The sequence below is a fragment of the Porphyromonas sp. C0041D3 genome (genome assembly GCF_056590575.1).
The window spans coordinates 75,094-92,837 of the sequence record NZ_JBWPWJ010000002.1 but is presented as its reverse complement, the minus strand read 5'-3'; the positions used below and the strand labels follow the sequence as shown (position 1 = coordinate 92,837).

14 protein-coding genes are annotated in these 17,744 nt (G+C 54.2%); 5 read left to right on the top strand and 9 right to left on the bottom strand.

What is annotated here, in order from left to right:
* Positions 1 to 11: 11 nt before the first annotated feature.
* Positions 12 to 1,895, bottom strand: a complete 1,884-nt coding sequence (locus AC1EKE_RS01615) for an amidophosphoribosyltransferase (RefSeq protein ID WP_480307778.1) — start codon at positions 1,893 to 1,895, stop codon at positions 12 to 14.
* 422 nt (positions 1,896 to 2,317) lie between these two features.
* Here AC1EKE_RS01615 and alaS point away from each other — a divergent pair, with 422 nt between their 5' ends.
* From alaS to fmt, 5 genes are read left to right on the top strand one after another with little or no spacing between them, the layout of a single operon-like run.
* The gene (gene alaS / locus AC1EKE_RS01610; RefSeq protein WP_480307776.1) at positions 2,318 to 4,954 is read left to right on the top strand and encodes an alanine--tRNA ligase; all 2,637 of its coding nucleotides are present in this window, start codon (positions 2,318 to 2,320) and stop codon (positions 4,952 to 4,954) included.
* A gap of 5 nt (positions 4,955 to 4,959) precedes the next feature.
* Positions 4,960 to 6,000 carry a 3-dehydroquinate synthase gene (locus AC1EKE_RS01605; protein ID WP_480307774.1) on the top strand — a complete coding sequence of 347 codons (1,041 nt, stop codon included), beginning with the start codon at positions 4,960 to 4,962 and terminating at the stop codon, positions 5,998 to 6,000.
* 2 nt (positions 6,001 to 6,002) lie between these two features.
* On the top strand, positions 6,003 to 6,608 hold the full coding sequence (locus AC1EKE_RS01600) for an L-threonylcarbamoyladenylate synthase (RefSeq protein ID WP_297126566.1): 606 nt from the start codon (positions 6,003 to 6,005) through the stop codon (positions 6,606 to 6,608).
* On the top strand, positions 6,609 to 8,408 hold the full coding sequence (locus tag AC1EKE_RS01595; protein ID WP_480307772.1) for a chloride channel protein: 1,800 nt from the start codon (positions 6,609 to 6,611) through the stop codon (positions 8,406 to 8,408).
* 4 nt (positions 8,409 to 8,412) lie between these two features.
* Complete coding sequence (fmt, locus tag AC1EKE_RS01590; RefSeq protein ID WP_480307771.1) at positions 8,413 to 9,393, top strand: methionyl-tRNA formyltransferase; 981 nt, start codon at positions 8,413 to 8,415, stop codon at positions 9,391 to 9,393.
* Positions 9,394 to 9,460: 67 nt separating this feature from the next.
* On the opposite strand, the gene AC1EKE_RS01585 is transcribed toward fmt, so the two are convergent.
* The 8 genes from AC1EKE_RS01585 to tgt form a co-directional block, all read right to left on the bottom strand.
* Positions 9,461 to 9,880, bottom strand: a complete 420-nt coding sequence (locus tag AC1EKE_RS01585; RefSeq protein ID WP_480307770.1) for a DUF5606 family protein — start codon at positions 9,878 to 9,880, stop codon at positions 9,461 to 9,463.
* A gap of 2 nt (positions 9,881 to 9,882) precedes the next feature.
* Positions 9,883 to 10,482 carry a dephospho-CoA kinase gene (locus tag AC1EKE_RS01580; RefSeq protein WP_480307768.1) on the bottom strand — a complete coding sequence of 200 codons (600 nt, stop codon included), beginning with the start codon at positions 10,480 to 10,482 and terminating at the stop codon, positions 9,883 to 9,885.
* A 1-nt stretch (position 10,483) separates the two neighbouring features.
* Complete coding sequence (locus tag AC1EKE_RS01575) at positions 10,484 to 11,545, bottom strand: YbbR-like domain-containing protein (protein WP_480307766.1); 1,062 nt, start codon at positions 11,543 to 11,545, stop codon at positions 10,484 to 10,486.
* Positions 11,546 to 11,575: 30 nt separating this feature from the next.
* Positions 11,576 to 11,902 carry a preprotein translocase subunit YajC gene (gene yajC / locus AC1EKE_RS01570; RefSeq protein ID WP_480307764.1) on the bottom strand — a complete coding sequence of 109 codons (327 nt, stop codon included), beginning with the start codon at positions 11,900 to 11,902 and terminating at the stop codon, positions 11,576 to 11,578.
* Between the two features lie 35 nt (positions 11,903 to 11,937).
* Entirely contained in the window at positions 11,938 to 12,861 is a 924-nt protein-coding gene (locus AC1EKE_RS01565) for a transcription antitermination protein NusB (RefSeq protein ID WP_480307762.1), read from the bottom strand.
* A gap of 238 nt (positions 12,862 to 13,099) precedes the next feature.
* Entirely contained in the window at positions 13,100 to 15,466 is a 2,367-nt protein-coding gene (locus AC1EKE_RS01560) for a primosomal protein N' family DNA-binding protein (RefSeq protein ID WP_480307760.1), read from the bottom strand.
* 1 nt (position 15,467) lies between these two features.
* Positions 15,468 to 16,601, bottom strand: a complete 1,134-nt coding sequence (locus AC1EKE_RS01555; RefSeq protein ID WP_480307759.1) for an LptF/LptG family permease — start codon at positions 16,599 to 16,601, stop codon at positions 15,468 to 15,470.
* A gap of 6 nt (positions 16,602 to 16,607) precedes the next feature.
* Positions 16,608 to 17,744 carry a tRNA guanosine(34) transglycosylase Tgt gene (tgt, locus tag AC1EKE_RS01550; protein WP_480307757.1) on the bottom strand — a complete coding sequence of 379 codons (1,137 nt, stop codon included), beginning with the start codon at positions 17,742 to 17,744 and terminating at the stop codon, positions 16,608 to 16,610.

The following is a 17,744-nucleotide window of genomic DNA, read 5'->3' as shown; positions in this document are numbered from 1 at the left end:
TCGTGTATCTCTTATTTTCTGTAGTCCTCTTCGTAATAGTCGATGAAGGCTTGATTAACTAAGCGCATACCGCCCGGTGTCGGGTAGTCTCCGGTAAAATACCAGTCACCCGGATTATCAGGAATCGCCTTGTGGAGACCCTCGATGCTCTGGAAGACAATCTCTATCGGGCAAGTGACCTCGGCGGGTCTCATCAGCTTAATCATCTGCTGATTGAGCTCCTCGACAGTGAAGGGCTCGTAGATCTCCTTAACAAAATTGGTTCGTCGTACCTCCTCGCTCCCCATAAGGGACTTAATCCTCTCATAGAGCTCGGTGATCCGATCCTCCATACCCCGCTCCTTAAGGAGTGATATGGCGGCGCGGAAAGCGACAAACTCATCCATCCGGCTCATAGCGATACCATACCAGTCTGGGTAGCGTATCTGGGGAGCCGAGCTGACGATCACCATCTTACGCGGACCGAGTCGATTGAGGATGCGGATGACACTCTCCTTGAGAGTCGTACCCCGGACGATGCTATCATCAATCACGACGAGATTGTCTTCACCCCTGCGTATAGACCCGTAGGTGACATCGTACACGTGAGCCGCCAGCTCATTGCGTGATGCTCCCTCGGTGATGAAGGTCCGCATCTTGATGTCCTTGATCGCCACTTTCTCCGAGCGTATACGCTTCCGGAGTATGTCGTGGATCCTCTCCGAGCTCCTATTCTCCGGCATCTCCAGCAGCTCTTGCTTCCGCCGGTCGAGGTAGTCCTCGAGTCCCTGAAGCATCCCTTGGTAAGCCACCTCTGCCGTATTGGGGATAAAGGAGAAGACGGTATTGTCCAGGTCGTAATCCACCTTCTTGAGGATCTCCGGCACCACATAGCTACCGAGAGCCTTTCGCTCATGGTAGATGTCGATGTCACTTCCGCGGGAGAAGTAGATCCGTTCAAAGGAGCAGGCTTTATTCTCCTCCGGCTCAAGCACCTGCTCCAGATGGACAGTCTCCCCGCTCCGGTCAATAGCAATGGCTTGCCCTCTCTGAAGCTGATGCACCTTGTCGAAGGTGAGGTTGAGTGTCGTCTGGATCACCGGTCGCTCAGAGGCAACCACGAAGATCTCATCATCGTAGTAGTAGTAGGCAGGACGGATGCCCCAGGGGTCACGAAATGCGTACATCTCGCCACTACCGGTCATCCCGCAGAGGACGTAGCCTCCGTCAAACATTGGTCCGCACTCCCTGAGAGGCTGCAGAGCGTCGATATGATCCTCGATATCCTCCGTGATATCCATCCCCTCGAGCCCCTTCGCCTTACTATCCGCATAGCGCCGCTCCACCTCACGATCGAGGCGGTGGCCGAGGAGCTCCATCAGCACTCGCGTATCAGAGGTGTCACGAGGATGCTGTCCGCGGGCGGTAATGTACTTGAATATATCTTTGACAGTGGTGAGATTAAAATTCCCGCACATGGCGAGCGTCTTAGCCCGCCAGTTATTACGTCTCAGCGCCGGCTGGAGATACTGTAAGCCGGACTTCCCAGTCGTGGAGTAGCGGAGATGCCCCATATAGCACTCACCAATATAGGGAGCCGACTCAGCATAGAAACGGTCGTCAGCCTCTTCATTAGCGACTGCCTCATCGATGGAGTGATGGATGGTATTGAAGATCTCAGCAATGGCGCCTGATCCGAGGGCGCGCTCTCTGTAGAGGTATTCTGTACCTACAGGAGCTTGAAGCTTGACACAGGCAACGCCAGCCCCATCCTGTCCACGATTGTGCTGCTTCTCCATCATCAGGTAGAGCTTATTGAGACCATAGCGTCTGGTGCCATATTTTTCCCAATAATACTCGAGAGGCTTTCGAAGTCGGATTAGTACTACTCCACACTCGTGCTTTAGTTGCTCCATACCTACTATATGTGAGGCGCTTGATTATTTTAGATTACTGATTACGCTGCAAAGGTAGAGAAAATAATGCCATTGTGCTGGTTTAATACCTCTATTCTCCAAAGTCTAGCACATGAGTTTGCACACCTAAGGACCTGCTGCAATTTTCACATATACACCTTTAGGTATGGGAGTGGATCCACCCAATGTTGAGAGCAATCCGAGACCAAGGAAATCCATATCACTCTTTGTAAGAATTTAATCCAGTCTTTCAGGGCTTATGAGGGGCTTATTATTATGAAAATGAACGCTCATATGGTCTGCAGGCCCAGGACGTGGGTCGTGCATTTCTTTGCGTCCGTTTTCATTAGTACCTTTGTGAGATAGAAACTAATGACCCCAATGTAAAGAACGGGGTCTCACCGATACACTTCTTAGTAGATATGAAAACGGTTAATGAAATCCGTCAGATGTACCTTGACTTCTTTGCAGAGCGAGGACATCATATCGTTCCCTCCGCTCCGATGGTCCTGCAGGGGGATCCGACCCTTATGTTTACCAATGCGGGGATGAACCAATTCAAGGACATCATCCTCGGGAATGCACCGAGGAAGTATCCGCGAGTAACCGACTCTCAGAAGTGCTTGCGCGTGAGCGGTAAGCACAACGACCTCTCCGCTGTGGGACACGACACCTATCACCACACTATGTTTGAGATGCTGGGGAACTGGTCCTTCGGGGATTACTTCAAGCAGGAGATCATCCCCTGGGCGTGGGAACTACTGACGGAGGTGTACCAGCTTCCTAAAGATCGGCTCTATGTCACCATCTTTGAGGGAGCGCCTCAGGAGGGTCTGGAGCGGGATCAAGAGGCATATGATGCTTGGGCAAAGCTACTGCCGGAGGAGAGGATCCTCAATGGGGACAAGCACGACAACTTCTGGGAGATGGGCGAGACCGGTCCCTGCGGTCCCTGCTCAGAGATCCATATCGACCTGCGTAGCGAGGAAGAGATCGCTCGCATCCCCGGCAGGGACCTCGTCAATCAGGACGACCCACTCGTGATCGAGATCTGGAATCTCGTCTTCATGCAGTACAATCGTATGGCAGATGGTCACCTCGAGGCTCTTCCCCACCACGTCATCGATACCGGTATGGGACTGGAGCGTCTCTGTATGGCTATGCAGGGGAAGAAGTCCAATTACGACACCGATGTCTTCCAGCCTCTAATCGGCAAGGTGGCAGAGATCTCCGGTGTGGCCTACGGCTCGTCGGAGAAAACCGATGTGGCTATGCGCGTGATTGCTGACCACATAAGGGCGATAGCTTTTGCCATTACTGACGGGCAGCTGCCCTCAAGTACCAGAGCAGGATACGTCATCCGAAGGATCCTCAGGCGCGCAGTTCGGTACGGCTACACTTTCCTCAATCTTAAGGAGCCCTTTATGTACCGCCTCATCCCCACCCTCGTGGAGAGCATGGGTGGACACTACACCGAGCTGGTGGCTCAGCAAGAGCTGATCACCCGTGTAACGAAGCAGGAGGAGAGCGCCTTCCTTAGGACCCTCTCCACTGGTATCGAGATGCTCCAGTCTCATATCGATGAGTCGAAGAAGAAGGGAGAGAAGACGCTACCCGGCGAGATCATCTTCGAGCTCTACGACACTTATGGCTTCCCTGCAGACCTCACGGAGCTAATCCTCGAGGAGCAGGGTATGGAGGCCGACCTAAAGGGCTTCGACAGCGAGATGGCGAAGCAGAAAGAGCGCGCCCGTAAGGCTCAGCATACCGAGACCGGAGACTGGCAGTGGATCGGTGACCAGGAGACCGAGACCACCTTCGTCGGCTACGAGATGCACGAGGCGCAGACTCGGATTGTCCGCTACCGCCAAGTGACTCAGAATGGGAAGAAGAGCTATCAGGTGGTCCTCGAGACAACTCCCTTCTACGCTGAGATGGGTGGTCAGGTGGGCGACACCGGTACTCTCATCGGGGAGGAGGATCAGGAGAGGATCAAAGTCCTCGACACGATCCAGGAGAATAACCTGCCGATGCTCCTCGTGGACAAGCTGCCTTCCGATCCACATCAGGACTTCCTTGCCTCTATTGACAGCGGGCGTAGGTATAATATTGAGCGCAACCACACTGCCACCCACCTACTGGACCATGCACTGAGGACACTCTTTGGCGACACGACGGAGCAGAAGGGCTCCCTCGTGAGCGATCGTGTACTCCGGTACGACTTTGCCCACTTTGAGAAGATGACGAAGGAGGAGATCCGAGAGGTGGAGCGGATGGTCAATGAGGCGATCCAAGCAGACTACAAGCGGATTGAGCATCGCGATGTGCCGATCTCTAAGGCAAAGGAGATGGGAGCCATTGCCCTCTTCGGAGAGAAATACGGAGAGTACGTCCGGGTAATGCAATTCGGCGACAGTATCGAGCTCTGTGGTGGCTGCCACGCCCCGTCGACCGGTGTACTGGGGAGCTTCCACATCACACAGGAGACCTCCGTGGCAGCTGGAGTACGTCGTATCTTTGCTGTCACCGGCCCCGCTGCCCTCGACTATGTGCATGAGCTGGAGGACACGATCGAGAGCGTGAAGAGCTACTTCGGTGGGGGCAATCTGATCTCGGCCATCAAGAAGGTGCTGGAGGAGAATCACACCCTCTCTGCTGAGGTGAAGCAGGCCTACGATCGGGAGAAGGGGAGCCTGATCAGTCGTCTGCGGGAGCACTACGAGCTGGTGGACGGCGTGAAGGTAATCCGCCCAGACGTGTCAATCCCGTCTGCTCTTGCGAAGGACATTGCCTTCGGGCTCAAGCAGGTGCTGGATGGCGACTATGTCTTCGTGAGCGGGTCCAAGGATGAGGGCAAGGCACTCCTTACCGTGCTGATCAGTGATGGCCTCGTGAAGAAGGGATACAACGCCGGTAAGTTGGTCAAGGCTGCCGGTCAATTTATCCAAGGAGGTGGCGGTGGTCAGCCCTCCCTCGCTACGGCGGGAGGGAAGAGACCTGAGGGACTGCCTGAGGCGGTTGACTTTGTCCTAGTAGAACTGGGACTTAAGAAGAAGTAAATGCGATGGAGTCTCCGCTCCACCATACACTCTTCGACAGTCTTGAGGAGCTTCGCAGCCGTCTTCGGTCACTGACGTCAGGTCGTCGAGCGATCTGGGTAACCGAGAGCAATTGTGCCGACCTTTGCCTTGATCGGATCGGGATAGCGCCTGCTGACATTGAGCTTCCTCCCGGAGAGGAAGCGAAGACGACCGAGCAACTGCTCCGACTATGGAGTGGACTTACAGACCTGGGTGCGACCCGAGGAGATCTGATGATAGCGCTCGGTGGTGGAGCCCTGCTGGATGTGGCGGGACTCTCCGCTGCGACCTACAAGCGGGGGATGGGGCTGGTCTATGTCCCGACCACCCTGCTGGCAGATGTGGATGCCTCTATTGGCGGTAAGACGGCGATAGACTTTGAGGGCGTGAAGAATGGCATCGGGACCTTTTACATTCCCGAGGAGGTACTGATAGCGCCAGCTTTTCTCTCCACACTACCTGAGCTGGAGCTGCTCTCCGGGTGGGGCGAGATCCTAAAGTATTCTATGCTGGCGGGCTTCTCCGTGAATGATGACTTGTTGGGGACAGCTGAGGTAGCCCCGTCGCTCATCCGACGCTGTATAGACTACAAGACAGAGGTGGTCGCCTCGGACCCGCTGGACAAGGGTGGCAGACGACAGTTCCTCAACCTCGGACACACCCTCGGGCATGCTCTGGAGGCGCTTCATCTAAGCAAGAGCGAGCCGGTGCCTCATGGCATTGCCGTGGCTGCTGGTCTGGTGATGGAGGGGTACCTATCGCTCCGTAGGGAGCGGCTGCCCCAGGATGAGCTGATGCAGCTGGCGAGAGTTGTGCGAGACCACTTCCCTCCCGTCTCCGTCCTCTGTACAGAGTACGAGCAGATCCACACCCTTGCCCGTCAGGACAAGAAGCTCCGCTCAGCTGAGGATGGGGTGCCGGTGGTGATGCTGGATGGCATCGGTAAGCCTGCGCCCGCAGAGCTTTTTACACCAAAGGAGCTAGATGAGGCGATCGACTTTTACAGAGACTTTATGCAGATATAGATATGAAGAAGAGAATAGACGAAGAGCAAGAAGAAATGCCCCGCTGGGATCTGGAGGACCTGAGTGAGGCAGTCGCCACGCTGAAGCGCGGTGGTCTGATCCTTTACCCCACAGACACCATCTGGGGTATTGGTTGCGATGCGACCAATGCTGAGGCTGTGAGCCGTATCTTTGCCCTCAAGCAGAGAGATGATGCTAAGGCACTCCTCTCTATCGTGTCAAGCGATGGGATGCTGGCGCAAGTGGTCCGGACCATCCCGGACATTGCCTACGATATGATGGATACGGCGACGAAGCCTCTGACGATCATCTATCCCGATGCTGTTGGTCTCGCTCCTAACCTCCTCGCTGAGGATGGCAGCGCCGGTATCCGAGTGGTGGGAGATCCCTTCTGTAAGAAAATGTGTGAGCGGCTTGGTGGACCCATCGTAAGCACTTCGGCAAATATCTCTGGCGAGCCATCGCCTACTGCCTTCGCGGATATCAGTGACGAAGTGCGCAATGGTGTGGACTATGTCGTGAGGTATCGCCAGGAGGAGCAGACGAAGCATGTAGCCTCCAACATCATCAAGCTGGGACTGAGAGGCGAGGTAAAGGTGATCCGGTAAATGCAGGCGACAGAGGTAAAGTCACGACCAAGCAAGCCATTCTCCGACTGGCTCCATAAGCATCTCCCTGGGGGTATGCCGGTGACAGCATTGGCGCTGCTTACCGGTGTCGCTTGTGCACTCGTCTCAGCGCTGCTGAAGTGGTTTGTCAGCACGATACAGCACTTTGTGATCGGGCTGAATACCCATACCGACCTTTATCTCTCCTACCTCATCACACCCGTGGTGGGGATCTTCCTCTGTGGCCTCTTCGTGAAGTACATCGTCAGAGACAATATCTCACATGGGATCACGAGAGTGCTCTATGCGATCAGCCGACGTCAGAGTAGACTGAAGCCCCACAACACTTGGACCTCTGTCGTTGCCTCGTCTATCACCATCGGGCTTGGAGGCTCTGTGGGAGCTGAGGCACCGATCGTGCTTACCGGGGCCGCCATAGGGAGCAATATAGGTCGGCTCTTCCATCTGGAGCACAGAAACCTTATGCTCCTCGTGGGGTGCGGTGCTGCTGGAGCGATTGCGGGGATCTTCAAAGCTCCGATCACAGGGCTACTATTTGTCATCGAGGTGTTGATGATGGACTTCACCCTCACCAGCGTGATGCCTCTGATGATCTCATCCGTGACAGCGGCGACGGTTAGCTACCTGATCTTCGGTATGGGTGCCCTCTTCCCGGTGATGGCGGAGGAGGCATTTACCCTCGATAGACTACCATACGTGGTTCTGCTCGGGCTGTGTTGCGGTGGTCTATCACTCTACTTTACTCGATGCTCCTCCTGGCTGGAGCGTAAGCTTGGCGGTATCAGTACCTGGAGCGTCCGCTTTGTGATTGCGTCTCTGATCCTGAGTAGCCTCATCTTCCTCCTCCCACCTCTCTATGGGGAGGGGTACGACATCATCTCGATGCTGATGAGCGATAATCCGGAGAGTATCTTGGAGGGGTCACTGCTGGAGAATGTCTCCGACCCATCTCATCGGAGCTTTATCCTCTTCCTCCTAGCAGCTATGCTGCTGAAGATCTTCGCCACAGTGGCTACCAATTCCGGTGGCGGGTGCGGGGGAACCTTTGCCCCTACCCTCTTTGTGGGTGCTTTCCTTGGCTTCTTCTTCTCCTACCTATGCGGTGAGCTCGGCATAGAGACCTACCTTCCCCACCAAAACTTCACCCTTATGGGTATGGCGGGACTGATGGCGGGCGTGATGCATGCTCCGCTGACCGGGACCTTCCTCATTGCGGAGCTCTCAGGGCAGTACAATCTCTTCCTCCCACTCTTGGTGGTGTCGCTAATCTCCTACGGCTTTATGCGGATCTTCACGAAGTACAATATCTACGCGATGCGACTGGGTGAAGAGGGGCAGCTGGTTACGCATGAGAAAGACCGAGCAGTGCTGACACTGATGGATGTGGAGGATGTGGTAGAGAAGAAATTCAAGACCTTGCATCCGGAAGAGACTCTCGGTGAGACGGTGAAGACCTTCACGGAGAGCCAACGCAATATCTTCCCGGTGCTGGACGATGACGACCACTTAGTGGGCATTGTGATGCTCGACAACATCCGAAATATCATGTTCCGCCCCGACCTATACGAGAGGCTCCGTGTGAAGAAGTTTATGGTAGAGCCAAGGATCCGAATCAAAACGAATATGCAGATGGAGGATGTGATGACCATCTTTGACGACTCCGGACTATGGAATCTCCCGGTGGAGACCCCAGAGGGTAAGTATGTCGGCTTCATCTCTAAGTCGGCTATCCTCAACGTCTATCGGAGGGTTCTTAACCTCAACTTTGGTGACGACTAAGAAAATGAAAATCGTATTTTTCGGAACACCCGAATTTGCCGCATACTCTCTCCGATCGCTGGTAGAGCATCATCGAGAAGTGGTTGCTGTAGTCACGATGCCCGATAAGCCCAAGGGGCGAGGTCATAAGCTCCAGCCCTCAGACGTTAAGCGTACTGCTCAGGAGCTCTTGCCCGAGGTACCAATCCTCCAGCCGGAGCGGCTGCGCGACGGGGAGTTTCTAGAGCGCCTACGAGAGATTGACGCTGACCTATTTATTGTCGTCGCCTTTAGGATGCTCCCCGAGGAGGTTTGGGATATGCCCTCGCGTGGGACAATCAATCTCCACGCTGCCCTCCTGCCTAAGTACCGTGGAGCAGCACCGATCCAGTGGGCGCTGATCAATGGCGAGCATGAGACCGGGGTCACCACATTTCTACTTGATAAGGAGATCGACACGGGACGAGTACTTCTCCAGGAGCGTGTACCAATATCAGCAGATGAGACAGGCGGGACCCTGCATGACAGGCTTATGGTCGTAGGAGCAAAGGTGATTGAGGAGACGATCGACCTAATAGAGCAGTCTGGAGAGCCAAAGGAGCAGCTCGGTCGGCCACAGCCGGAGGATGTCTCTCATCTGCCGATGGCTCCGAAGATATTTAAGGAGGAGCAGACCATCCGCTTCACCACGATGTCTGCTGAGGAGATCGACAGGCGTGTGAGGGCTATGGCGCCCTACCCCAAGGCTGTAGCCCTCTTCCACGATGAGACCTCCGATGAAGAGGTAGAGATCAAGATCTTAAGCGTGAGCCCTATCTGTGAGAGGCAGATTAGCCGTGATCTCGCACCTGGTGATCCCCTCGAGACAGACGGCAAGAGACTATTTGTAGGCACCGCTAAGGGGACCATAGAGCTACTCGAGCTACAGTGGCCCTCCAGCAAGGTGATGCCCACACGCGCTTTCCTCCTCGGCCACTCGCCTTTCCCCCACGGGACTTTCCTATAGTTATACAAAAAAGCGGAGCGCTTCTGATAAGTGCTCCGCTTTTTTTGTATAACGATGTAGAGGTACTTCAGTCCTCTTTCTCTTCCTCCTCAGCGAGCAGGAAGGAGTCCATACCCTTCTGCCGCAGGATCTGGTACCACTTAGCCAGTTTCTTGATATCGCTCTGATGGATCCGCTCCTGATCCCAATTAGGGAGAGCTTTGTCCATAAAGGTCTTGAGTGTCTCAGCACTCTCAGAGACTGTCTGTGCATCCGGTATCTCCTCCCCAAAGGTCTCGTACATCCCCTGCATCACCTCTGCCAGCGGCTTCTCCCCCTCGGTGGTGTACATTGAGATATTGCTGAGCAGGCTCATCTTTTCCCGGCCAAAGACAGGCATCCGACGTCCGGTCTCCAGTTCCTCCACAGTGTAGGGCACTCGGGAGCTATTGATGAAGAGGAAAAGTCCGGGTTTGCCTGAGATAGAGACGATTTCTGATAGTTTCATATCTAACGATGATTGATTTCTGTGAGGATCCGCTCGCACTGATGGATTAGCGAGTCAGATCCATTGTTATAGATTGTGTAGTCTGCCAGACGGCTTCTGAGATCAGCTTCCTTATGCTGCAGACTATTCATAGACTTGTACTGAGTGGCACCATTGTCCCGGTCCCTGAGACGGGTTCGCATGGACCGCAAGGATTCGTCAGCAGCCACCTCGATAGAGCAGTCCACACTCTGATCCAGTCCTGAGGAGAAAAGGATCCCCGACTCCAGTACCGCATAAGGCTCCGCGGACTGTCTAAGCCAGTGGGCAAAGTCGTCCTTGACAGCCTCATGAACGATTGACTCAAGGAGTGGTCTGAGATACTCGCTATGGAGAGCTTGTGAGAGGAGCTCCTTATTGAGCTTGCCACTCTGATCAATGGGGTCCTCATGCAGAAGTGAGGTGATCTCAGACCGGACCACGGGGTCTCTGTAGAGTGCTTTGGCGCGGGCGTCGCAGTCGTAGGTGGGAGCACCCTGGAGCAGTCCCAGCACTCTCCTCACCACGCTCTTACCGGAGCCTATACCACCACAGACGCCTATGACAAAAGGTCGCTCACTCATATCACTTCCTCTCACGGAGGATAAAGTCGAGCCGGTCAGGTACCACCTGGATCATATCTACCTGAGATGGGACCTTGTCGACGTGGAGCACTAAGGACTTTCTGTTGGCTCCATCAAATGCATCGCGAGCATCGATATAGAGCCCTGGGTCAAATAATGTCTTCTCTCCCGCCTTGTCCTTTGGCACCAAATAGGTCACCGTGACCTGCATAGGAAGGAGAGTCAGGTCATAGCCGGATGGAAGATTGCGGATCTCGATGTCGGAAGTAGTATAGCTGTTGTAAACCAGCTCGTTGGTCTTCAGGATAACGTCGACGGAGTCGGGATGCGCATCGATACCGGATGGCGTCACTACGGCAACACGTATAGTATCACGCCCGGGGTTGTCTATCCTCAGCCCGATCGTATCCGTCGTGAGGACACCCCCAGCAGCCATAAAGTCCTTAAGATCACTCTTGACACCAAATACCCGTACCGATGAGGGGACAAGGCTGATGGTGTCAGCGAGCTTAAAATTCCGATGACCACCAAAGTCGATCTGGCTGCCAAATAGCACCTCTGCCTTACCCTCACTGAGAGGCTCGTACGAGAAGTAGATGTCCTCCGGGAAGATCGTGACGTCAGTCGCGGTATTGAGATCCATCCGTGAGATATCGTGTAGAGGCTTGCTCAGGAGTAGCCGCTTGAGGTCCGCCTCTCTCAGGCGATACTGACCGCCCTCAGGTAGCAGCTGAGTAGTATCCACAGTAGGGCGCACTCTATAGGAGGATCGACCGACCTGATTGATGGTATACCTCAGCAGAGCGCCACCCTTAGCATGGACCTTGACATAGACCACCTCAGGATACTGAGAGAGGTCTGTCATCCGGTAGTTCGTAGGGAGGATAGGCTTATCCAGCTGGACAGCAACCTCCTTGGTATAGCCTCTCGGGTCATCGATCGCTGCAACGATCCAGAAGAAGACAGAGATGAGCAGACAGATAGAGAGTGCCACCCACCGCCTATCTCGCATAAAGTAGGCGGTGAAGCGCCCCTCTCTCAGCCTGCGTCTAAGTCCTCTCATGATCGGTGACTAAGTGATACCGGTAGGGCTTTACTTTGCGTCTTTGTCCTTACCTACCTCCTCGAGAGAGAAGATATTATTGATATCCACCTTGACCTTGACACCATCCCACACCTCGATGGTGACCTGACCACTGGGCTTATTGATCTCGCGGATGATGCCGTACATGCCTCCGCTAGTGATCACCTTGTCGCCTGCCTTCATAGCCTCGCGTGCTTTCTGTAGCTCCTTCTGCCGCTTTGTCTGTGGGCGGATCATAAAGAAGTAGAAGATCACGATCATCAGAACGATCATGATGATGCTCATAAAGGCATTTCCCTGAGGCGCTTGAGCCTGAAGAAGTATTGCTTGTAACATATTATCCTATATATTGATTAAAAAACAGTCCGCCATTAGTCTCCAATGATCTTACCCTCTTCCTTTAGGTCTGTGAAGAGCTTAAAGAGGATGCCATTGATGAAGACATAAGAGTTTTCGGAGCTAAAGGAGTGAGCAAGATTGAGATACTCATTGATCGTCACCGTCGTGGCAATGGTGGGGAAGGCGATGGCCTCAGCCACTGCCATCTGCATAAGCAGGTAGTCCACTTCGCTCACCCGCTCGGCGTCCCAGCCCTTGAAGTACTTACTGATCTTCTCCCGGTAGGGCTCTTTATTGTCTATGGCAGCTCTCAGCAGAGTCGGACCAAAGTCACCATCGCTCTTGGAGGCAAACTTAGGACGCAGCAGCTTAGAGACCTCCTTATCAGGATCCAGTCCGTTATAAAACTTGGTGACGAAAGAGAAAACCACCGGCAGATCAGCATCGGTGACAAAGGCATCTGTCGTCTCCAGAATGTCGTAGACTCTATCTGACTGCCGATACTTGGTACCATACAGATCGCGATAGAACTGGCGCGCTCCATCAAAGGTCTCCAGCTGAGAAGCACTCACTGCCTGCTCGCCAAGTGTCTCTGAGAGCACCATCTCATGGAGCTCACTCAGATCGGGATTGTGGAAGATAGAGGTAGCCATCCGTCGCACGACGAAGTCTTGATCACCCTCGAGGTACTCCACCACAGGATTTGCCTCTAATGCCCTCAGCAGGGCGAGACGAGCCGGATCAGGGGAAAACTTCCCCTCCTCAATCCCAATAAGCTTGCGAGCCAAGTCTGAGAAGTCCAGTGGTAACCCGCAGAGGTAGAGATAGACCCTATAGTCGCTCTCCATAGCAGCCTCCAGCGTCTCCTGGGCAGTCGAGATCGACATCGACTCCGTATGATAAAAATTATAGAGTACCTGTAGTACCTTGACACGAATGAGCGATCGATTGATCATTCCACTAACTTATTAGTTCCAAAATCAAGCTGGGAGATAAGCGAGGCCCCTCCGATCTCTTGTCCTATCTCTTATTGAGACAAAGTTACCACTTTTCACTATTATAAGACCTTCGCTAAGATGGTCTGATCAAAAGTGTCTCGAAACTAATATCGGTATTAGCTTTCTCTAATACCGATATTAGTCAATTCTTTTACCGGTATTAGAGATCACTAATACCAGTAAAAGAAATGAGCTACTATGGATCTACATCGTAGTAATAGTGAAGGGAGCGGATGCCGGAGGACCTTACCCATCCCTCCACAGTGCTACCCAGGAAGGTGCGGAGAGGCGACAGCGCAACATCTAAGGGGATCAATAGTGTCACCCGGCAGCCAAAAGAGACTCCTTGCTTATTGACCGGGAGCGGAGTAGGTCCTAAGATCTGGATATCAGGAAGCAGTCGGGACAGCTCCCTTGCCACACGCTCCGCAAACCTGCTGATCAGAGCCTGACTACTTGACTCAAGCACAATGTCCGTGATGCGACAGAAGGGAGGGAAGAGCAGCTGATGGCGCTCCTCCATCTCGTGCTCCATAAAGGTCTCGTAGTCGTCCTCTAAGAACGCATCCAGTGCGGGGGACTTGGAGAAGTACTGGATGATCAGCTTGCTCCGATCTTGCAGCTCATCCCTACAGGTGGTCAGCATCCGGTAGGCTCTCTCGGCAGCCCGATGATCCGGAAGAGTAAGTAGCAGATCAAGCTGGATCACTCCCACCATAGAGACCTTGTGCAGGAGTCCGATAGGGGGATCGTAGTCGGGGCAGAGCAAAATATCTGCCCTCGACACCCTATCTCCCGACTCCACTATAGCGACCTGTACTCCGGCGAAGTAATGACTCACAGCCTCCTGCAGTCGATCAATGCCTGTCCCGATAGGTCTGAGAGAGGGTTGATCACAGTGAGGGCAGCTCATAGGGAGCGGTGACTTGTAGCCGCAGAGAGGGCACTCCATGACCTTGGCATCTGACGACAACCTTAAGGCAGTGTGGCAACGAGGACAGAGGATCTGCTCGCCACAGTGACTGCACTCGATGGATCGGGCATATCCTGTGCGCTGATAGAGCAGGAGTACTTTCCCTCTCGTTGCTATCGTCTCCCTAATGGCGCTCACCATCACATCTGAGAGGAGTCGGGCCTGGACCTGATTGTCATCAAAAGCGGTCCTCATACTGACTGTCTGTAGCGACACCCTATCCCCGGTTGCTTCGGGGGCTATCGTCTGGAGGGCATACTTTCCCCTCAGCACCTGAGCCATACACTCCACCGAGGGTGTAGCTGAGACAATCAAGGACTTAGCCCCGGACAGAGCAGCAAGCACCAGCACCGCATCGGAGGCGGTAAAGCGTGGTGCCGGCTCCCATTGCCTATACCCCCGATGCTCGCTATCTATCACCACCACCTCGCTAAGAGATCCCAGAGGGAGCCAGACTGCCGACCGCAGTCCCACAAAGAGCCCGGATCGCTGGCGCCATGCAGCCAAGTAGGATCGCTGTCTGGCCGACTGAGAGACTCCGCTGTGGTAAGGGAAGTAAGATGCCCCAAAGACCTCCTTTATCTCTCCCTCAACCTCTCTTAGCCTCTCTAGTGTAGGGAAGAGGAGCAACACCTGCCCTCTCGACTGAGTGACCTCCTCGTGGAGATGGCGTAGTGGCACTCGCTCACAAGCTCTGGAGTGAGGCATATGGAGCAGCAGGATCTGATGCCCCGTCAGGTCAGGCATTATCCCATCTCGGTGTGATCCCCTACCAAGAGCCTCACCGGAGACCTCCTCAGCACGCTCTTTCTCCTCAATGGCTCCCCACTCTCTCAACCTCCCGACTACATACGCTGATACCCCAAGATAGGCTGAGACCTCAGCGAGAGTAGTGAAGAAGATATCGCTCCCATTTGGGTCGGATCCTAAGCGATCGAGTGCCTCAAGCACTTGGGGACTACGCTTAAGCGACTTCCTCACCACTTCTAAAGTCTCGGGCTGATGGATAATAGGACCGACGCCCCACCCTCTTTCGCTAACAGGGGCTCCGCTTCCTGCGATGCCCTTATCGTATGGGATCACACTTCCCTCCTCAGACCACAAAGAGTAGAGATCGGTATAGTCGTCAGGAAAGAGTTGCTTGAGCTCCTTCAGTGAGAAGCATGACCGCCCCAGCTCCTTTCGCACGACTTCGGCTTCGTCTCCTGTGGTACTATCCAGCAGCACATAGCGCTGTCCTCCCTCTGGTCGAAAGGGAGCCGGCAGGGCAGCCCGAAGCACATCTCCAAGGCTGCACATATAGTAGGAAGCGACCCAGCTCCAGAACTTCCGCACAGACATGGGGATGGCCGGATGGGGGAGCACCTTTCGGATACTCTTTACCTTGCCGGTCGGAAGAGGAGAGACCATACCCTGATAGCTCCAGACCACACCGGAGACGATTTTCCCTGCCCCCAGCGGTACCAGGACCACTCTGCCGAGCAATTCGTCCGGAGACGCACCATCTTCCTCACACCTATAGGTAAATATCGGTGTGCCAAGAGGGAGCCCAAGCAGCACCCCATAGTACCTGTAGGTGCTCTTTTTCATCTCACCTCGGGGCGCGCCAGTAGAGGAAGATTGCGATGGGGATAAAGATCAGGTTGGGAAGCCAAGCGGCCATTAAGGGGGACATAGCCCCGCTGATGGCGTAAGAGGCAGATATGGTGTAGAAGAGGATGTAGGCAAAGGCCATCAGAAGTCCTAGGGCCACGTTGAGTCCGATGCCCCCCTTCACCTTACGTGCGGAGAGACAGACACCGATGAGGGTGAGGATGAATGCAGCTGGGATGCTGGCAAATCGCCTGTGATACTCGACTTGAAAGTTTTTGATATTCCCCATACCCCTCTTCTCCTGCGCCTGGATATAAGTATAGAGCTGACCGGTCGTAAGCTTTTCCCCATCCTCAGGGGAGATGAGGATATCCTGCGGGGTGATCATCAGCAGAGTATCGAGCTGATCACCCATTGTATCCTTCTCTACCAGTCCATGGAAGTCTCTTATATGATAGTCGTAGACAGTCCAGTGATAGACGCTGTCAGGGTTATACTCGATGCGTCGAGCGGTCAAGCGACTGCTGAGCGTATTGTCCTCAAATTGCTCGAGGGAGAAATTATAGCCGGTATAGCTGTCCTTGTCGTAGGTGCTGAAGAAAGCGTTTACACCAGGCTGGACAGCCAGTTGGACATTGTCCCCCTGCTTCACTTCCTTATTGTACACCCACTGGTTGGTGAAGGCGATGCGTGTCCTATTGAGATAGGGGATCACCTCACTGGAGAGGATAAAGAAGCAGGCTGACAAAATGGCCGCCGCAATCATATAGGGGCGAAGGAGCCTATTAAAGCTCATCCCCGCCGATGACATCGCAATGATCTCCGACCGGGCTGCCAGCTTACTCGTCACGAAGACACACGCAATGAAGATAAATAGCGGCGCCAGCAGAATGGCAAAGTACGGGATCAGCGCAATATAGTAGACGACGATCTCACGCATCGTCAGGAGAGGATTCATAAAGTTATCCAGCTTCTCCTGCACGTCCACCACGACAATTATCGCCATAATGAGGGCGAGGGTGAAGAGGAAGGTAGAGAGGAAGCGCCAGATGATATAGCGATCGATCCTCAGGATCCCCATCCTGGACAGGAAAGAGTACCAGGCACTCCTATCACGGGTTTTGCGTCCCATATATGCTTATAGCCGACGATCTAAGTCCTCGTATACGCTCGACTTCCAGCTGCTGAAGTCTCCTTGCAAGATATGCATCCTTGCTGTCCGAACGAGGTCGAGGTAAAAGGCGAGGTTGTGTATGCTCGCTATCTGCAGGGCCAGCAGCTCGTCAGCTGCAAAGAGATGACGAACGTAAGCCTTGGTGTAATCTCTATCCACGGAAGAGGTGCCATAGGGGTCAAGTGGAGAGAAGTCGTCCTTCCACTTCGCATTACGCATATTCATAGTCCCCTTCCAGGTGTAGAGCCTTGCATTGCGACCATCCCGGGTAGGCATGATACAGTCCATCATATCTATGCCCCGCTCGATGGCATCAAGTATGTCCTGCGGTGTACCTACGCCCATCAAGTAGCGAGGGCGATCCTTGGGGAGTACCTCATTGACCACCTCAATCATGGCGCGCATATCGTCCTTGGACTCCCCTACGCTCAGCCCACCGATGGCATACCCATCAGCATCGTACTCAATAACGCGCTCTGCCGCCTCGCGTCTTAGCTCGGGGTATACGACCCCCTGCACGATCGGGAAAAGTGCCTGCCCATAGCCATAGAGCGGCTCAGTACTCCGGAAGCGGCGGAAGCATCGCTCCAGCCATCCCAAGGTGCGATCCAGCGACTCCTTGGCATAGCGACGATCAGCAGTCCCGGGAGGACACTCATCAAAGGCCATCATGATGTCGCCCCCTATCAGTCGCTCTATGTCCATCACCCGCTCGGGAGTAAAGAGGTGCTTGCTCCCATCAATGTGGCTACGGAAGGTGACACCCTCCTCCGTCATCTTCCTCGTATCGGTGAGCGAGAAGACTTGGAAGCCTCCACTATCCGTCAGTATCGGTCCTCCCCAGCCATTAAACTTCTGTAGCCCTCCGGCAGCCCTCAGCACATCCGTCCCGGGTCTCAGGTAGAGGTGATAGGTATTGCCGAGGATAATCTCCGCACCCACTTCCTCTCTAAGCTCCCGCATATGGACCGCCTTGACGGAGCCGACCGTACCCACCGGCATAAATATCGGTGTGTGTATGTCTCCGTGTGGCGTGTGCAGTACACCGGCACGTGCGTCTGATCCTGTGTCCTGAGCCTGCAGATCCAGTGAAATACTCAT

What these genes read in the sequence shown, in the direction of transcription:
- tgt (WP_480307757.1), bottom strand. Translation starts at nt 17,744, where the DNA reads ATGAGTATTTCACTGGATCTGCAGGCTCAGGACACAGGATCAGACGCA.
- AC1EKE_RS01575 (WP_480307766.1), bottom strand. Translation starts at nt 11,545, where the DNA reads ATGAGAGGACTTAGACGCAGGCTGAGAGAGGGGCGCTTCACCGCCTAC.
- AC1EKE_RS01600 (WP_297126566.1), top strand. Translation starts at nt 6,003, where the DNA reads ATGAAGAAGAGAATAGACGAAGAGCAAGAAGAAATGCCCCGCTGGGAT.
- AC1EKE_RS01560 (WP_480307760.1), bottom strand. Translation starts at nt 15,466, where the DNA reads ATGAAAAAGAGCACCTACAGGTACTATGGGGTGCTGCTTGGGCTCCCT.
- alaS (WP_480307776.1), top strand. Translation starts at nt 2,318, where the DNA reads ATGAAAACGGTTAATGAAATCCGTCAGATGTACCTTGACTTCTTTGCA.
- yajC (WP_480307764.1), bottom strand. Translation starts at nt 11,902, where the DNA reads ATGTTACAAGCAATACTTCTTCAGGCTCAAGCGCCTCAGGGAAATGCC.
- AC1EKE_RS01605 (WP_480307774.1), top strand. Translation starts at nt 4,960, where the DNA reads ATGGAGTCTCCGCTCCACCATACACTCTTCGACAGTCTTGAGGAGCTT.
- fmt (WP_480307771.1), top strand. Translation starts at nt 8,413, where the DNA reads ATGAAAATCGTATTTTTCGGAACACCCGAATTTGCCGCATACTCTCTC.
- AC1EKE_RS01565 (WP_480307762.1), bottom strand. Translation starts at nt 12,861, where the DNA reads ATGATCAATCGATCGCTCATTCGTGTCAAGGTACTACAGGTACTCTAT.
- AC1EKE_RS01580 (WP_480307768.1), bottom strand. Translation starts at nt 10,482, where the DNA reads ATGAGTGAGCGACCTTTTGTCATAGGCGTCTGTGGTGGTATAGGCTCC.
- AC1EKE_RS01555 (WP_480307759.1), bottom strand. Translation starts at nt 16,601, where the DNA reads ATGGGACGCAAAACCCGTGATAGGAGTGCCTGGTACTCTTTCCTGTCC.
- AC1EKE_RS01595 (WP_480307772.1), top strand. Translation starts at nt 6,609, where the DNA reads ATGCAGGCGACAGAGGTAAAGTCACGACCAAGCAAGCCATTCTCCGAC.
- AC1EKE_RS01585 (WP_480307770.1), bottom strand. Translation starts at nt 9,880, where the DNA reads ATGAAACTATCAGAAATCGTCTCTATCTCAGGCAAACCCGGACTTTTC.
- AC1EKE_RS01615 (WP_480307778.1), bottom strand. Translation starts at nt 1,895, where the DNA reads ATGGAGCAACTAAAGCACGAGTGTGGAGTAGTACTAATCCGACTTCGA.